At 71.5% G+C, this 13,095-nt stretch carries 13 protein-coding genes; 1 reads left to right on the top strand and 12 read right to left on the bottom strand.

Annotated elements, in window-relative coordinates; all coding sequences use genetic code 11:
* The 9 genes from lepB (ABZ484_RS36765) to ABZ484_RS36725 form a co-directional block, all read right to left on the bottom strand.
* The coding region (lepB, locus tag ABZ484_RS36765; RefSeq protein ID WP_358870302.1) for a signal peptidase I at window positions 1-874 on the bottom strand (874 nt) is incomplete at its 3' end.
* Complete coding sequence (gene lepB / locus ABZ484_RS36760) at window positions 762-1,853, bottom strand: signal peptidase I (protein WP_358870301.1); 1,092 nt, start codon at window positions 1,851-1,853, stop codon at window positions 762-764. The genes lepB (ABZ484_RS36760) and lepB (ABZ484_RS36765), both read right to left, overlap by 113 nt.
* Complete coding sequence (gene lepB, locus ABZ484_RS36755; RefSeq protein WP_358870300.1) at window positions 1,846-2,577, bottom strand: signal peptidase I; 732 nt, start codon at window positions 2,575-2,577, stop codon at window positions 1,846-1,848. The genes lepB (ABZ484_RS36760) and lepB (ABZ484_RS36755) overlap by 8 nt, the downstream gene beginning before the upstream one ends.
* 74 nt (window positions 2,578-2,651) lie before the next feature.
* Entirely contained in the window at window positions 2,652-3,002 is a 351-nt protein-coding gene (gene rplS / locus ABZ484_RS36750) for a 50S ribosomal protein L19 (protein ID WP_029385574.1), read from the bottom strand.
* A 138-nt stretch (window positions 3,003-3,140) separates the two neighbouring features.
* On the bottom strand, window positions 3,141-3,974 hold the full coding sequence (trmD, locus tag ABZ484_RS36745; protein ID WP_358870299.1) for a tRNA (guanosine(37)-N1)-methyltransferase TrmD: 834 nt from the start codon (window positions 3,972-3,974) through the stop codon (window positions 3,141-3,143).
* Window positions 3,974-4,552 carry a ribosome maturation factor RimM gene (gene rimM, locus ABZ484_RS36740; protein WP_358870298.1) on the bottom strand — a complete coding sequence of 193 codons (579 nt, stop codon included), beginning with the start codon at window positions 4,550-4,552 and terminating at the stop codon, window positions 3,974-3,976. Before rimM ends, trmD begins: the two co-directional genes overlap by 1 nt.
* Before the next feature lie 79 nt (window positions 4,553-4,631).
* Window positions 4,632-4,871 carry an RNA-binding protein gene (locus ABZ484_RS36735; RefSeq protein ID WP_003973401.1) on the bottom strand — a complete coding sequence of 80 codons (240 nt, stop codon included), beginning with the start codon at window positions 4,869-4,871 and terminating at the stop codon, window positions 4,632-4,634.
* 5 nt (window positions 4,872-4,876) lie between these two features.
* Window positions 4,877-5,305, bottom strand: coding sequence for a 30S ribosomal protein S16 (gene rpsP / locus ABZ484_RS36730; RefSeq protein WP_358870297.1), 429 nt, complete (start codon window positions 5,303-5,305; stop codon window positions 4,877-4,879).
* 268 nt (window positions 5,306-5,573) lie between these two features.
* Window positions 5,574-6,176, bottom strand: coding sequence for a hypothetical protein (locus ABZ484_RS36725; protein WP_358870296.1), 603 nt, complete (start codon window positions 6,174-6,176; stop codon window positions 5,574-5,576).
* A gap of 529 nt (window positions 6,177-6,705) precedes the next feature.
* Here ABZ484_RS36725 and ABZ484_RS36720 point away from each other — a divergent pair.
* Entirely contained in the window at window positions 6,706-7,551 is an 846-nt protein-coding gene (locus ABZ484_RS36720) for an SAM-dependent methyltransferase (protein WP_358870295.1), read from the top strand.
* A gap of 192 nt (window positions 7,552-7,743) precedes the next feature.
* Here the strand turns inward: ABZ484_RS36720 and ftsH are convergent, their stop codons facing one another.
* The 3 genes from ftsH to ABZ484_RS36705 all read right to left on the bottom strand — a co-directional run.
* Window positions 7,744-9,732, bottom strand: coding sequence for an ATP-dependent zinc metalloprotease FtsH (ftsH, locus tag ABZ484_RS36715; protein WP_358870294.1), 1,989 nt, complete (start codon window positions 9,730-9,732; stop codon window positions 7,744-7,746).
* 126 nt (window positions 9,733-9,858) lie between these two features.
* Window positions 9,859-11,409 carry a signal recognition particle protein gene (gene ffh / locus ABZ484_RS36710; RefSeq protein WP_358870293.1) on the bottom strand — a complete coding sequence of 517 codons (1,551 nt, stop codon included), beginning with the start codon at window positions 11,407-11,409 and terminating at the stop codon, window positions 9,859-9,861.
* A gap of 145 nt (window positions 11,410-11,554) precedes the next feature.
* Window positions 11,555-13,095: [protein-PII] uridylyltransferase (locus ABZ484_RS36705; protein WP_358870292.1), on the bottom strand; the 1,541-nt coding region annotated here is incomplete at its 5' end.

The raw sequence follows: 13,095 nt of genomic DNA, 5'->3' as shown, positions 1-13,095 counted from the left end.
ACTGCTGCTGGCCGATGCCCGCCTGGTCGAAGGTGTCGGGCACGGGCAGGGTGCCCCAGCGGTTGACCGGCCAGGCCCGCACGATGGCGCGTCCGACGACGTCCTTGACCGGGACCATGCCGTGGTTCCTGTCGGCCTGGTTGTAGCGCGAGTCCCGGGAGTTCTGCCGGTGGTCGCCCATGACCCAGATGTAGCCGTTGGGCACGGTCACCTTGAACTGGCCGCCCTGGTCGTCCTGGCTGCACGGCGTGTTACCGGGGTAGACGTAGGACGACTCCTCCAGCGCCTTGCCGTTGACGATCAGGGGACCGGTGCCGTGGCACTCGACGGTGTCGCCGCCGACGCCGATGACCCGCTTGATGAGGTCCTTCTCCTCCGCGGACGGCATCAGGCCGATCCAGCTGAGCACCGTCTGGAGGGCGTTGGGCTTGGCCGTCGGCTCACCGGCCAGCCAGTCGTCCGGGTCGTGGAAGACGACGACCTCGCCGCGGTCGGGCTCGGAGCCGAACCACGGGGTCAGCTTGTCGACCAGAACCCGGTCACCGCGCTGCAAGGTGTCCTGCATCGAGTCGGACGGGATGGAGAACGCCTGCACGAGGAACGTCTTGATCAGCAGCGCGAGCACCAGCGCGATACCGATCAGGATCGGCAGTTCCTTCCAGAACGAGCGGGGTTTCCTCGCCTCAGATGTGGTCTCGCCGGTCCCTTGTTCATCGGTCTGGTTGTGCTCGGTCACCCTGCCGTCCTCGGCCGCTTCGCTCTCACTCCCGGAGGCCACGGCGGGGTGCGCGGGGCGGGCCGCCGCATCCACGGGGTGTCCGCGGTGCTCCTCGCCGTCGCTTCCGGACCGTGCGCCAACCGCCACATCCCCCACGCCAACTCCTTACTCCGTGCCGCCGCCCGCGCCACGCCCGGCGCAGGCCCACCACTCCCATAACGAGCGGGAGTTCCGCAGGGGTCGGGAGCTGAACCGATCTGTTGGGATCGTCCGGGGCAACCCTATGCGACAGGCGGGCGGCGGCGGTCGATCCGGCCGCCGCGTCGGACACGGCGGCGAAGGTTTTCGGTTCCTTCAGTGTGCTCCAGTGGCCGAGCGGCCAGCCGATGACCATGGCCCGGCCCACGACGGATTTCTCCGAGACCGTACCGCCGTACGGCGTGTTGCGGTGCGCGCGCGAGTCGGCGGAGTTGCCCCGGTGGTCGCCCATCACCCACAGCCGTCCCGGCGGAACCGTGATGTCGAACGGCTGCTCGGAGGGCGTGTCACCCGGATAGATGTAGTCCCCCTCGTTCAGCGGAACGCCGTTCACGGTGACCCGGCCCTGCGCGTCGCAGCACTTGACGTGGTCGCCGCCGACGCCGATGACCCGCTTGATGAGGTCCTTCTCGTTGTCGGAGGGCAGCAGGCCGATGAAGGTCAGGCCCGCCTTGACCTGCTTGACCCCGACCGGGTCGTTCTTCTTCGTGGTCTGCTCGCCGGCCAGCCAGCCGCCCGGGTCGTGGAAGACGACCACGTCCCCGCGCTGCGGCTTGGAGCCGAACCACGGGGTGAGCTTGTCGACCAGCACCCGGTCGCCGATGCGGATCGTCTGTTCCATGGAGCCCGACGGGATCACGAAGGCCTGCACGAGGAAGGTCTTCAGGACCAGGGCTATGAGCACGGCGACGCCGACGAGGAGCGGGATCTCCCGGACGGCGGAGCGCCTGCGCTTGCGCTTGACCTTGCGCTGCAACTTGCGCCGCTCCGCGCGGGTGCGGCCGCCGGCCGGGCCGCCGGCGCGCCGGGCCCCGGTGGGCAGCAGTTCGTCGGCGGCGCTGACCGGCGCACCCCGTGGTTTGCCGCGGTTACCCATGGGTGCCGCCCGCGTGGTCGGCGGCCGGCACGCGCGCGTAGGCGCCGGGGCGGGTGAGGTGGGTCCAGTGGCCGTAGGGCCAGACGATCCAGTCGGCCCGGCCGACGACGTCGCCGACGGGGATCATGCCGCCGCCCGGGGAGCCCAGATGGTCGCGGGAGTCGCTGGAGTCGCCGCGGTGGTCACCGAGCACGAACAGGGTGCCGTCGGGCACGGCGACGTCGAAGGGCACCGTGGAGGGACGGTCGCCGGGGTACAGGAAGGTCGACTCGTCGACCGGCCGGCCGTTCACCTCGATCCTGCCCTCCTTGTCACAGCAGACCACATGGTCACCCCCCACACCCACAACGCGTTTGATGTAGTCGGCGTGCCCGAAGTAGCCGGTGCCGTCGAACACGACGACATCGCCGCGCCGCGGCGCGGCACCGAAACGGTACGCCAACTTGTTTACGAGAACGCGGTCCCCGATCCTCAATCCCTGCTCCATGGATCCGCTCGGGATCTGGAACGGTTGCAGCACGAACGTGTTGAGGAGCAGCACGAGGACCAGGCAGATCAGCGCGGTCAGGGTGATCCGCCCGCCGGGCAGCCAGTCGGTGATCCCCGCCACCAACGACGAACGCGACCGGTCCTCCGGCCCCCGCGCACCGGGAGCCTGGTCGGCTCCGGCGTCGGAGGGGCGGGAGGAGCGGTCGCGCTCCGTCGGCTGTGCTTCGGTGTCCATCGGGGCGGAATGCTATCCCGCCCCGCTGAGAACCCGCGCCGGACCCGTGGTGCGGTCCGGTGCGCGAAAAGCGCTCAGCTCTCGCGCTTCTCCTTGATCTTCGCGGCCTTGCCGCGCAGCTCACGGAGGTAGTACAGCTTGGCGCGGCGCACGTCACCCTTGGTGACGAGCTCGATCTTCTCCACGATCGGGGTGTGCACCGGGAAGGTGCGCTCGACGCCGACGGAGAAGGAGACCTTGCGGACCGTGAAGGTCTCGCGCACGCCGGAACCCTGGCGGCGGATCACCACGCCCTTGAACTGCTGCACACGGGAGCGGTTGCCCTCGATGACGCGGACGTGGACGTTGACGGTGTCGCCCGGGCGGAAGGCCGGGACGTCGCTGCGCAGCGACGCGGCGTCGACGGAGTCGAGCAGGTGAGACATTTCGTCTGCTTTCTTCGCCGATGCCACAGGTCATCAGCGGAAACTAGGGGGTTTTCCGAAAAGGACCGCTGTGCGGTCGGGGCGGGCGTCGTGTCCCCCTGTGGCAGGGGCGCACGCCGGACGGCGCACAGCAGCGGCCTATTCTTCCACGTCGTCGGTCCTGCGCCAAAATCGGCCGTACGGCTCGCCGCCGGGGTCGGGCGCCCAGCCCAGGATGGACAGCATCTCGCGGTCCTTCTTGTCGAAGGCCTTGGGATCGCAACGTTCGATCAGGTCGGGCCGGTTGGCCGTGGTGCGCCGCAGGGCCTCGTCGCGGCGCCAGCGGGCGATCTTCCCGTGGTGGCCGCTGAGCAGCACCTCGGGGATGCCGCGCTCGCGCCACCGCGGCGGCTTGGTGTAGACGGGGCCCTCCAGCAGGCTCGCCATGGCGCCGGGCGCGAAGGAGTCGTCCCGGTGGGACTCGGCGTTGCCGAGGACACCCGGCAGCAGCCGGGCCACGGCCTCCGTGACCACCAGCACGGCCGCCTCTCCCCCGGCGAGCACGTAGTCGCCGATGGACACCTCGTAGACGGGCATGCGGGTCGCGTACTCGTCCACGACCCGGCGGTCGATGCCCTCGTAGCGGGCCGGGGTGAAGATCAGCCAGGGGCGTTCGGAGAGCTCGACGGCGAGTTCCTGGGTGAAGGGGCGTCCGCTGGGGGTCGGGACGATCAGCGCGGGCGCGTGGGAGCCCGTCTCGTAGCCCTCGGCGAGGACGGAGTCCAGGGCGTCGCCCCAGGGTCCGGTCATCATCACCATGCCGGGACCGCCGCCGTAGGGCGTGTCGTCGACCGTGTTGTGGCGGTCGTACGTCCAGGAGCGCAGATCGTGCACGCGCACGTCCAGCTGCCCGCGCGCGCGTGCCTTGCCGACGAGGGAGACGTTCAGCGGCTCCAGGTACTCGGGGAAGATCGTGACGACGTCGAGGCGCATCAGGACTCGTCCCCGGAGTTCCCGGAGTCCCCGGCGGCCTGGGGGGCCTCGGAAGAAGCGATCTCGGCACGGTCGTCGATCAGACCCGGCGGCGGCGCGACGACGGCCCTCTGCTCCTCGAGGTCGATCTCGGTGACGATCTCCGCGACGAACGGGATCATCACCTCGGTGCCGTCCGGACGCTCGACGATGAACAGGTCCTGGGAGGGCAGGTGCGAGATCTCGCTGATCCGGCCGACCGTCTCACCGTCCTCGGTGACCACGTCGAGGTCGATGAGCTGATGGTCGTAGTACTCGTCCTCCTCCTCGGGCAGCTCGTCGGGGTCCACCTCGGCGATGAGCAGGGTGTTGCGGAGGGCCTCGGCGGCGTTGCGGTCGCCGACGCCCTCGAAGCGCAGCAGGAGCCGGCCGCTGTGGACGCGTCCGGTCTCGATGGTGAGCGGTCCCGCGGAGGCGGGGTCGGTGGCGAGTACGGCGCCGGGCGCGAGCCGGAGCTCCGGCTCGTCGGTACGGACCTCCACGGTGACCTCGCCCTTGATGCCATGGGCACGGCCGATCCGTGCGACTACCAGCTGCACGTGTCCAAATCTCCTGTCATACGACTGCGGGCCGGGGACGGCCCAGTGGCCCTCCCCGGCCCGAGCCGGTTGCGATGCGTCAGCGGACGTGGTCCACGTCGACGAGGTCGACACGGACGCCGCGGCCGCCGATGGCACCCACGACGGTGCGCAGGGCGCGTGCGGTGCGGCCGTTGCGACCGATCACCTTGCCGAGGTCGTCGGGGTGGACCCGGACCTCCAGCACACGTCCGCGACGCAGGTTGCGCGAGGCGACCTGCACATCGTCAGGGTTGTCGACGATGCCCTTCACGAGGTGCTCAAGCGCCTCTTCGAGCATGCTGCTCAGGCCTCGGTCGACTCAGACGAAGAGGACTCGGTGGCCGCCTCGTCCTTCTTCTCAGCCTTCTTCTTCTGGGTGATCGCCTCACCCTTGCCCTCGTCCTCGCCGCCAAGGGCCTCGAACGACGGACGCGCGGCCTTCTCCGCCGGCTGCAGCAGCGGCGCAGGGGCGGGCTCGCCCTTGAACTTCTGCCAGTCGCCGGTCTTCTTCAGGATGGCGAGCACGGGCTCGGTCGGCTGGGCGCCGACGGAGAGCCAGTACGCCACCCGCTCGGCGTTGACCTCGATGCGCGAGGGGTTCTGCACCGGGTGGTACAGACCGATCTCCTCGATGGCCCGGCCGTCACGGCGGGTACGGGAGTCGGCGACGACGATGCGGTAGTGAGGCGAACGGATCTTGCCCAGACGCTTCAGCTTGATCTTGACTGCCACGGGAGTGGGTTCTCCTGGATTTGACGTGGTTGGGCACGGCGGAGACGCCGCGTGGGGTTGCGGTACCCGAGTGCCCGATGGACGCGTCAGCCGGAGGAGAGAGGGGTCCTGTGCGGCTGTCGAGTACAGCTAGTCATTGTGCCATACGCCGCGGGTCGCCTCTGGCGCGGGGCGGACCGGCCGCGCGCGGGCACGCCTGAGTCGCACCCGGCCCTCCGGGTGCTCGAGGCGCGGCCCCCGAGGTACGGCTGCCACGAGCAGCCGTGTCTCAGCTCGCCGCGGCGCCCACGATCTCCGGGATCCTGAACGGCTTGCCGCAGCCACCGCACATGATCGGGGCCTGGGCCAGGACCGAGGGGACGACCCGGACGTTGCGGCCGCAGTCACAGACCGCCTTGACCCGCACCCCGCCGCCGGAGGAGCCGTGCCGGGCCGCCGGGCCGCGGAAGGTGCGGCTGGTGTCGGCGGACGTGGCGGCCGTGTGCGCCTTGAGCGCGCGCTGGAGGCGCTCGATCGTCGGACGGTAGCGCCGCTTGGCCTCGGGGCTGAGCGTGACCAGCGAGAAACCGCTGCTCGGGTGCGGCTCCTCGGGGTGGTCCAGGCCCAGCTCCTCGGCGATGGCGAGGAACCGGCGGTTGTGGTAGCGGCCGGCGCGCGAGGTGTCGCGCACCCCGCGTGCGGCGGCGACGCCGTGGACTGCCTCATGGAGCAGTCGTTCGAAGGAGAGTTCGTGTCCGCACGCGGACGACGACTCCCCGATCAGGGACTCCGGCGCGGCGAGATCCGGCAGCTCGGGGTGGTACCGCTGAATGTCGGCCCACGCCTGCGCCAGTTCCGCGGCGAGAACAGGTGGTGTCTGTGTCGTGCTCACGTAATGAGAACGAGCGTGGGGCCCACTGTGTTCCTATTCCGGGGCATCCCAAATAATTTTCACGTACCCGTCAGTTGCCGCTGATGCGTCCTGACGAGGGCGGGTGCGCTGAACTGCGGAGAAGCCTCACAGCTCGTATCAAGGTGGTGCGTAGTCCCGCGTACGCACCCGCGCGTAGGACCGGCTCGCACACCGGTGCGCATGTCCTCGGACGATGTGCAAGAGGCGTTTCGGCCGCTTCCCGAGCGGAAGCCTGTACCTGGGTCAGCGTGCGCGACGACCGTGACGTTACCGGGCGCGTCCCCGGCGTCCCGCACCGGCCCGCTCCGGAGGGCGACCGTACGGCGGGCGAGGCCCGGGTTTCCGGAGCGTGAAATCTCGCGCCAGGTGCCCGGACGGCACCAACCATGGCCTCACGACCCCTGGACGCGGTGCGGAGCGGGGAGTTACCTGGCATACGGGAAGTGCGGCGCACGGGGGCCACGGAATCGGGCAGCGGCAACCTCTCGGCGGATTGGGGCGCTTATCCATGACACCTACGCTCGTGCGGCAGCATGCGGAACTCGCCGGGCCGGCGCCCCGGGTGGATCTGCGGGCACGCGCGCGTGACTGGGCCGAGATCCAGGAGCGGATGCTGGTACCGCTCTACGAGGCCGTCCACGAGCGGCTGGAGGTGGGCCGCGGAACCAGGGTGCTCGCCCTCGGCTGCGGTTCCGGGCTCGCCCTGCTCATGGCGGCCTCCAGGGGAGCGGCGGTCACCGGTGCCGACCCCGCCTCACCCGAACGGCTCGCTCTCGCACGGCAGCGGTTGCAGCCGGAGGCATGGGGCACGCGCGCGCGTGCGGACGCCCGCGTCCTCGACGGGCCCGTCGACGACCTCACGGACGCCCCCGGCCCGGGGACGCCCGCGTACACCCTGGTGACCGCGTTCGAGCCCATCGGGTGCCTCGCGGGCGACTCGGCCGCCCTGGCCGGGCAGCTCACCGCGGCCGCGCCGCTCGCCGAACGAGGGGCGCCGGTGGTGCTGGCCGGCTGGGGACCGCCCGAACGGTGCGCCACGTCCTCGGTGGTGCGCGCGGTCGTCCGCCCGGCCGATCCTCCGGCCGCGCTGCGCGACGGCCTGGAGGAGGTGGCCCGCAGCGCCGGTCTGCGCCCGGACGGCTCCGGCCGGGTGGCCTGCCCCTTCGGATACGCGGGCCTGGACAGCGCGGTCCGCGGCATGCTCTCCACGGGCCTGTTCGACGCGGCGATCGCGGCGAGCGACGAGAACCAGGTCGGCAAGGAGCTGACGGAGGCCCTGCACGCGCACCAGCGGCCCGACGGCACCGTGTGGATGCCGAACGTGTTCCGCTACCTGATCGCGCGGACCACCTAGGAGGGCTCGTCGATCAGGCCGGATCCGGGAGCGGCGGCTGGAGACGGGGGTACCTACCTCCCCCGCCGTTCAGGCAGTGCGGGAGCGTCGCATGGCGGAGGAGGGAGTCGGTGCGGAGCATCGGCGACCGATGACGACGCGGCGAGGTGCGGTGCCAGGCGCCGCGAGCGCGGCGGGATCGGCGAGACGCCCCTAGGCGCCCTGCCCCGGGGTGTGCTCAGGGGGTCGTCCCGGATCTCCCGTGGCCGGCTCCGGGTCCTTCCTCAGGCGCGGTATGCCGGCGACCCGGTAGGCGTCGGCCTCCTCCAGCGTCTCGTTCTCCAGCAGGGCCGCGGCCAGCGCGTCCAACTGCTCGCGGTGGTCGCCCAGCTTGCGGCACGCCTCCTCGTAGCACTCGTCGACGATGCGCCGCATCTCGGTGTCGATGGTGTCGAGGGTCTGCGGCGCGGCGGCCAGCCCGTAGGCCTGCTGGGCGTCGCTGGGCAGGGCCGACAGGCGGCCCAGGTGCTCGCTCATGCCCCAGCGGGCCACCATCCCGCGCGCGATGTTGGTGACCTGTTCCAGGTCGTTCTCCGAGCCGGTCGTGATCACGCCGTAGACCACGTGCTCCGCGGCCATGCCGCCGAGCGCGCCGATGATCCGGCCGCGCAGGTACTCCTCGGTGTACGCGTACTTGTCGGACTCCGGCGTCGACAGGGTGACCCCGAGCGCTCTGCCGCGCGGCACGATGGTGATCTTGCGGACCGGGTCGGCGCCGGGCTGGAGCATGCCCAGCAGGGCGTGCCCGCTCTCGTGGTAGGCGGTGCGCCGGCGCTCCTCCTCGGGCATCACCAGGGCGCGTTCCGCGCCGAGCTGCACCTTCTCCAGGGCCTCGGAGAAGTCGGCCGGGGTGACCGCCCGCTGCCGCCGCTTGACCGCGAGCAGGGCGGCCTCGTTGGCGAGGTTGGCCAGTTCGGCACCGGTCATGCCCGGGGTCGTACGGGCCACCCGGGCGAGGTCGACGTCCGGGGCGAGCGGGATGTCCCGGGTGTGGATCCGCAGGATCGCCTCGCGGCCGCCCCGGTCCGGCTGCGCGACCGTGACCAGCCGGTCGAAGCGGCCCGGGCGGGTCAGGGCCGGGTCCAGGACGTCGGCGCGGTTGGTCGCGGCCAGCACGATCACGCCCTCTGAGCCGGAGAAGCCGTCCATCTCGGTCAGGATCTGGTTCAGCGTCTGCTCGCGCTCGTCGTGGCCGCCCATCGACGCGCCGCCGCCCCGCACCCGGCCGATGGTGTCGATCTCGTCGATGAAGATGATCGACGGGGCCACCTTGCGGGCCTCCGCGAACAGCTCCCGCACCCGGGAGGCGCCGACGCCGACGATCATCTCGATGAACTCGGACGCGGACGCCGAGAAGAACGGCACCCCCGCCTCGCCGGCCACCGCCCGCGCGAGCAGCGTCTTGCCGGTCCCCGGCGGGCCCGTGAGCAGCACACCGCGGGGCATCTTGGCGCCCATGCTGCGGTAGTCGTCCGGATACTTCAGGAAGTCGACGACATCGTCCAGCTCGCCCTTGACCTCGTCGATTCCGGCCACGTCGGCGAAGGTCGTGCGCTGGGTGCCCGGCCGCAGCTCCACCGGCCGGGGCGGTGTCCTGCGGCCGAACAGGCCGCCGGCTCCGCCCAGCCCCGCTCCGATCCGCCGTGCGAAGAAGATCCACAGCACCGCCAGGACCGCGATCGGCGCCAGCGACAGCAGCAGGTTGGACACGAAGCCGCGCTCCTGCACCACCGGCTGCGCGGTCACCGTCACATGGTGGCTGGTCAGGCTCTGCCAGAGGTTGTCGCCCGCGAACGCCGGCCGCTGGGTCTTGAACTTGGTGTAGGTACCGCCGCCGCTGGGCTTGGGGCGGGCGCTCTTCAGCTTCCCCTGGATGGCGTCGCCCTTGGAGTAGATCGTGCTGACGTTGCCGGCGTCGACCTGCCTGCTGAACTCCGTGTACGAGATCGTCGGCTCGTTGCCCGTGTTGTAGTAGCTCAGCCCGCCGTAGGCCACCAGGAAGACGATCACCGCGGTGACGAGCAGACCCCACCATTTGCCGCGTGGCCTTCGCCCGCCGGGCCGCCTGGGCGGCTCCTCCGGGGTGCCTTCGGTGCGCCACGGCTGGTCAGGTGCCTTGCGTGGTGGCGCGGCATTGCTCATATCTGGACGTTACGGCAGATGCCCGGCCCTGGCATGCGCTGAGGGCGCCCCCCATGTGGGGGACGCCCTCTACGTCGTACGGCCGATCACACGTCGTACGGCGGGATCCGCTGTCCGCCGGGCGCGTCAGCCCATGAACTTCTTGAACTCGTCCGGCAGCTCGAAGTTCTGGCCCTCCTGCTGCGGCAGCCCCAGCGCGTTGCCGCCCTGGGCCGCGGCGGCGCGGCGCGCGGCCTCCTCCTGCTCCTGCTGCTTGCGCTTCATCGGGTTGCCCGAGCGCTGCTTGCCCTTGGCCTTCTTCTGCTGCTTCTTCTGCCGGCCGGGGCCGCCGCCCATGCCGGGGATCCCCGGCATGCCGGGCATGCCGCCGCCCTGGGCCATGCGGGACATCATCTTGCGGGCCTCGAAGAACCGCTCGACGAGGTTCTTCACCGCGCTGACCTCGACACCGGAACCCCTGGCGATACGGGCGCGGCGCGAGCCGTTGATGATCGTCGGATCCTGGCGCTCGCCCGGGGTCATCGACTTGATGATCGCGGCGGTGCGGTCGACGTCGCGCTCGTCGATGTTGTTGATCTGGTCCTTGATCTGCCCCATGCCCGGCAGCATGCCGAGGAGCTTGGAGATGGACCCCATCTTCCTGACCTGCTCCATCTGGGACAGGAAGTCGTCCAGGGTGAAGTCCTGGCCCTTCTTCGACGCCAGCTTGGAGGCCATCTTCTCGGCCTCTTCCTGGCTGAACGTCTTCTCCGCCTGCTCGATCAGGGTGAGCAGGTCACCCATGTCGAGGATGCGGGAGGCCATCCGGTCCGGGTGGAAGGCGTCGAAGTCGTCGAGCTTCTCACCGTTGGACGCGAACATGATCGGCTTGCCGGTGATCTGCCGGATCGACAGGGCCGCACCACCACGGGCGTCACCGTCGAGCTTGGAAAGCACCACACCGTCGAAGCCGACGCCGTCACGGAAGGCCTCCGCGGTGTTCACGGCGTCCTGACCGATCATCGCGTCGACGACGAAGAGGATCTCGTCGGGGCCGACCGCGTCCCGGATGTCCGCGGCCTGCTGCATCATCTCGGCGTCGATGCCGAGGCGGCCGGCGGTGTCCACGATCACGATGTCGTGGACCTTGGTCCGCGCGAAGTCGATGGAGTCCTTGGCGACCTTGACCGGGTCACCCACGCCGTTGCCCGGCTCGGGGGCGTAGACGGCGACGCCGGCGCGCTCGGCGACGACGCTGAGCTGGTTCACCGCGTTGGGGCGCTGGAGGTCACAGGCGACCAGCAGCGGCGAGTGGCCCTGCTCCTGGAGCCACTTGCCGAGCTTGCCCGCGAGGGTGGTCTTACCGGCACCCTGGAGACCGGCCAGCATGATCACGGTCGGCGGCTGCTTGGCGAAGCGCAGGCGGCGGGTCTCGCCGCCGAGGACGGTGACCAGCTCGTCGTTGACGATCTTGAGGACCTGCTGGGCCGGGTTCAGCGCCCTGGAGACCTCGGCCCCGAGGGCGCGCTCCTTGACGTTCTTGATGAACGTACGGACGACGGGCAGGGCCACGTCGGCTTCCAGGAGGGCGATGCGGATTTCGCGCGCCGTGGCGTCGATGTCCGCCTCGGAGAGCCGCCCCTTGCCACGCAGGTTCTTGAAAGTCGCTGAGAGGCGGTCGGAGAGAGTATCGAACACAGCGGCGTCGGTCCTCGGAGTAGGAGTCGTCTAGGGCTGCCCTCCAGGGTATCCGGCCCTGCAAGCGATTCGTCCCCACCCGCTGAAGACAGCGAGCAGGGACACACCCCGCCCGGCGCGGACCTGCCCGGCGCGGACGGCGAGGTCACGCCCGCAGCGTCTCCTCCAGCCGCCGTGCCACGGACGCCGCCTCCTCCTCCGGCAGCGGGTCGCCCGCGGGGCCGGTGACGTAGAACGCGTCGACGGCGTTCGCGCCCAGCGTGCTCACGTGCGCGCTGCGCACCCGTACCTTCGCGTCCTCCAGCGCCCGCCCGATGCGGAACAGCAGTCCCGGCGCGTCCTGGGCGCGGACCTCGATGACGGTGGCGTGCCGGGAGGCGGCCGGGGCGACCGTCACGCGCGGCGGGGGCGCCACCACGCCCCGGCGGCGCGGGTAGGCGGCGTCCCGTTCGGCGAGCCGGCCCGCGGTGTCCAGGGAGCCGTCCAGGGCCCGCACGAGGTCGGCGCGGAGCCGGGCGGCCTGGGGCAGCGAGCCGTACTCGGCGGCGACCCGCCAGTTCAGCAGCAGCACGGCGCCGTCGTCGACGCCGTCGGGCAGCTCCAGGGCGCGCAGCTCGGCCGTGCGGACCGTCAGCCGGTGCACGGCCAGCAGCCCGGCGACCGACGGCAGCACGCCCGGCTGGTCGGGGACGGCGATCAGCAGTTCGACGCCGAGGGGTTCGGGCTCCCCGGAGGGCTCCCCGAGGGGCTCCTCGGGCCGCGGGCGCAGCGCCAGGACCGGGCCGCCGGTGCGCCAGGCCTCGACGGCGAGGCGCTCCTGCTCGGCGGTGGGCGCGGCGGCGGTCCCGGGGTCGTCCGGTACGTCCCCGGCGAGGACCGCTGAGACCCGCTGGACCAGTTCGGCGACGAGGGAGCCGCGCCAGGACGACCAGGCGGCCGGGCCGGTGGCCAGCGCGTCCGCCTCGGTCAGTGCGTGCAGCAGTTCCAGCGTGCCCTGGGTGCCGACCGCGTCGGCGACCGCGCGGACGGTGGCGGGGTCGTCCAGGTCGCGCCGGGTGGCGGTGTCGACGAGCAGCAGGTGGTGGCGCACGAGGCCGGCGAGGACGGCCGCGTCGGCGCGGTCGAAGCCGATCCGCCCGGCCACGTCCCGGGCGATGGTCTCGCCGGTCACGGAGTGGTCGCCGGGCCAGCCCTTGCCGATGTCGTGCAGCAGCGCGGCGACCAGCAGCAGGTCGGGGCGGCCGACGCGGCGGGTCAGCTCGGAGGCGCGCACGGCCGTCTCGATCAGATGGCGGTCCACGGTCCAGACGTGGACGGCGTTGCGCTGCGGGCGGCAGCGCACCCGTTCCCAGTCGGGCAGCAGCCGGGTGATCACACCCTCGGCCTCCAAGGCCTCCCAGACGTCGACGGTGGTGCGGCCGGAGCCGAGCAGGGTGACGAGCTGTTCGCGGGCCTCGGCGGGCCAGGGCGTGGGCAGCGGGCGCGCCGTGGCGGCCAGGCGGCGTACGGCGTGCGGGGAGAGCGGCAGGCCGGCCTGTGCGGCGGCGGCCGCGGCGCGCAGCGCCAGCACGGGGTCGCGTTCGGGGCGCGCGGTACGGGCGAGCACCACCTCGCCGTCCTGCTCGACGACGCCTTCGGCGAGAGGCGACCTGTCCGCCGGTTTCCCGCCGCTCAACATGGCGCGCA

This window comes from Streptomyces sp. NPDC006393 (assembly GCF_040628575.1).
Classification (GTDB): Bacteria; Actinomycetota; Actinomycetes; order Streptomycetales; family Streptomycetaceae; genus Streptomyces.
The sequence above is the reverse complement of the archived record's forward strand: the minus strand, read 5'-3'. Positions and strand labels throughout refer to the sequence as shown.

Bases quoted from the DNA above. Each gene is read 5' to 3' on its own strand.
- lepB (WP_358870301.1), bottom strand. From the start codon at position 1,853: ATGGGTAACCGCGGCAAACCACGGGGTGCGCCGGTCAGCGCCGCCGAC.
- lepB (WP_358870300.1), bottom strand. From the start codon at position 2,577: ATGGACACCGAAGCACAGCCGACGGAGCGCGACCGCTCCTCCCGCCCC.
- rplS (WP_029385574.1), bottom strand. From the start codon at position 3,002: ATGTCTCACCTGCTCGACTCCGTCGACGCCGCGTCGCTGCGCAGCGAC.
- trmD (WP_358870299.1), bottom strand. From the start codon at position 3,974: ATGCGCCTCGACGTCGTCACGATCTTCCCCGAGTACCTGGAGCCGCTG.
- ABZ484_RS36735 (WP_003973401.1), bottom strand. From the start codon at position 4,871: ATGCTCGAAGAGGCGCTTGAGCACCTCGTGAAGGGCATCGTCGACAAC.
- ABZ484_RS36720 (WP_358870295.1), top strand. From the start codon at position 6,706: ATGACACCTACGCTCGTGCGGCAGCATGCGGAACTCGCCGGGCCGGCG.
- ftsH (WP_358870294.1), bottom strand. From the start codon at position 9,732: ATGAGCAATGCCGCGCCACCACGCAAGGCACCTGACCAGCCGTGGCGC.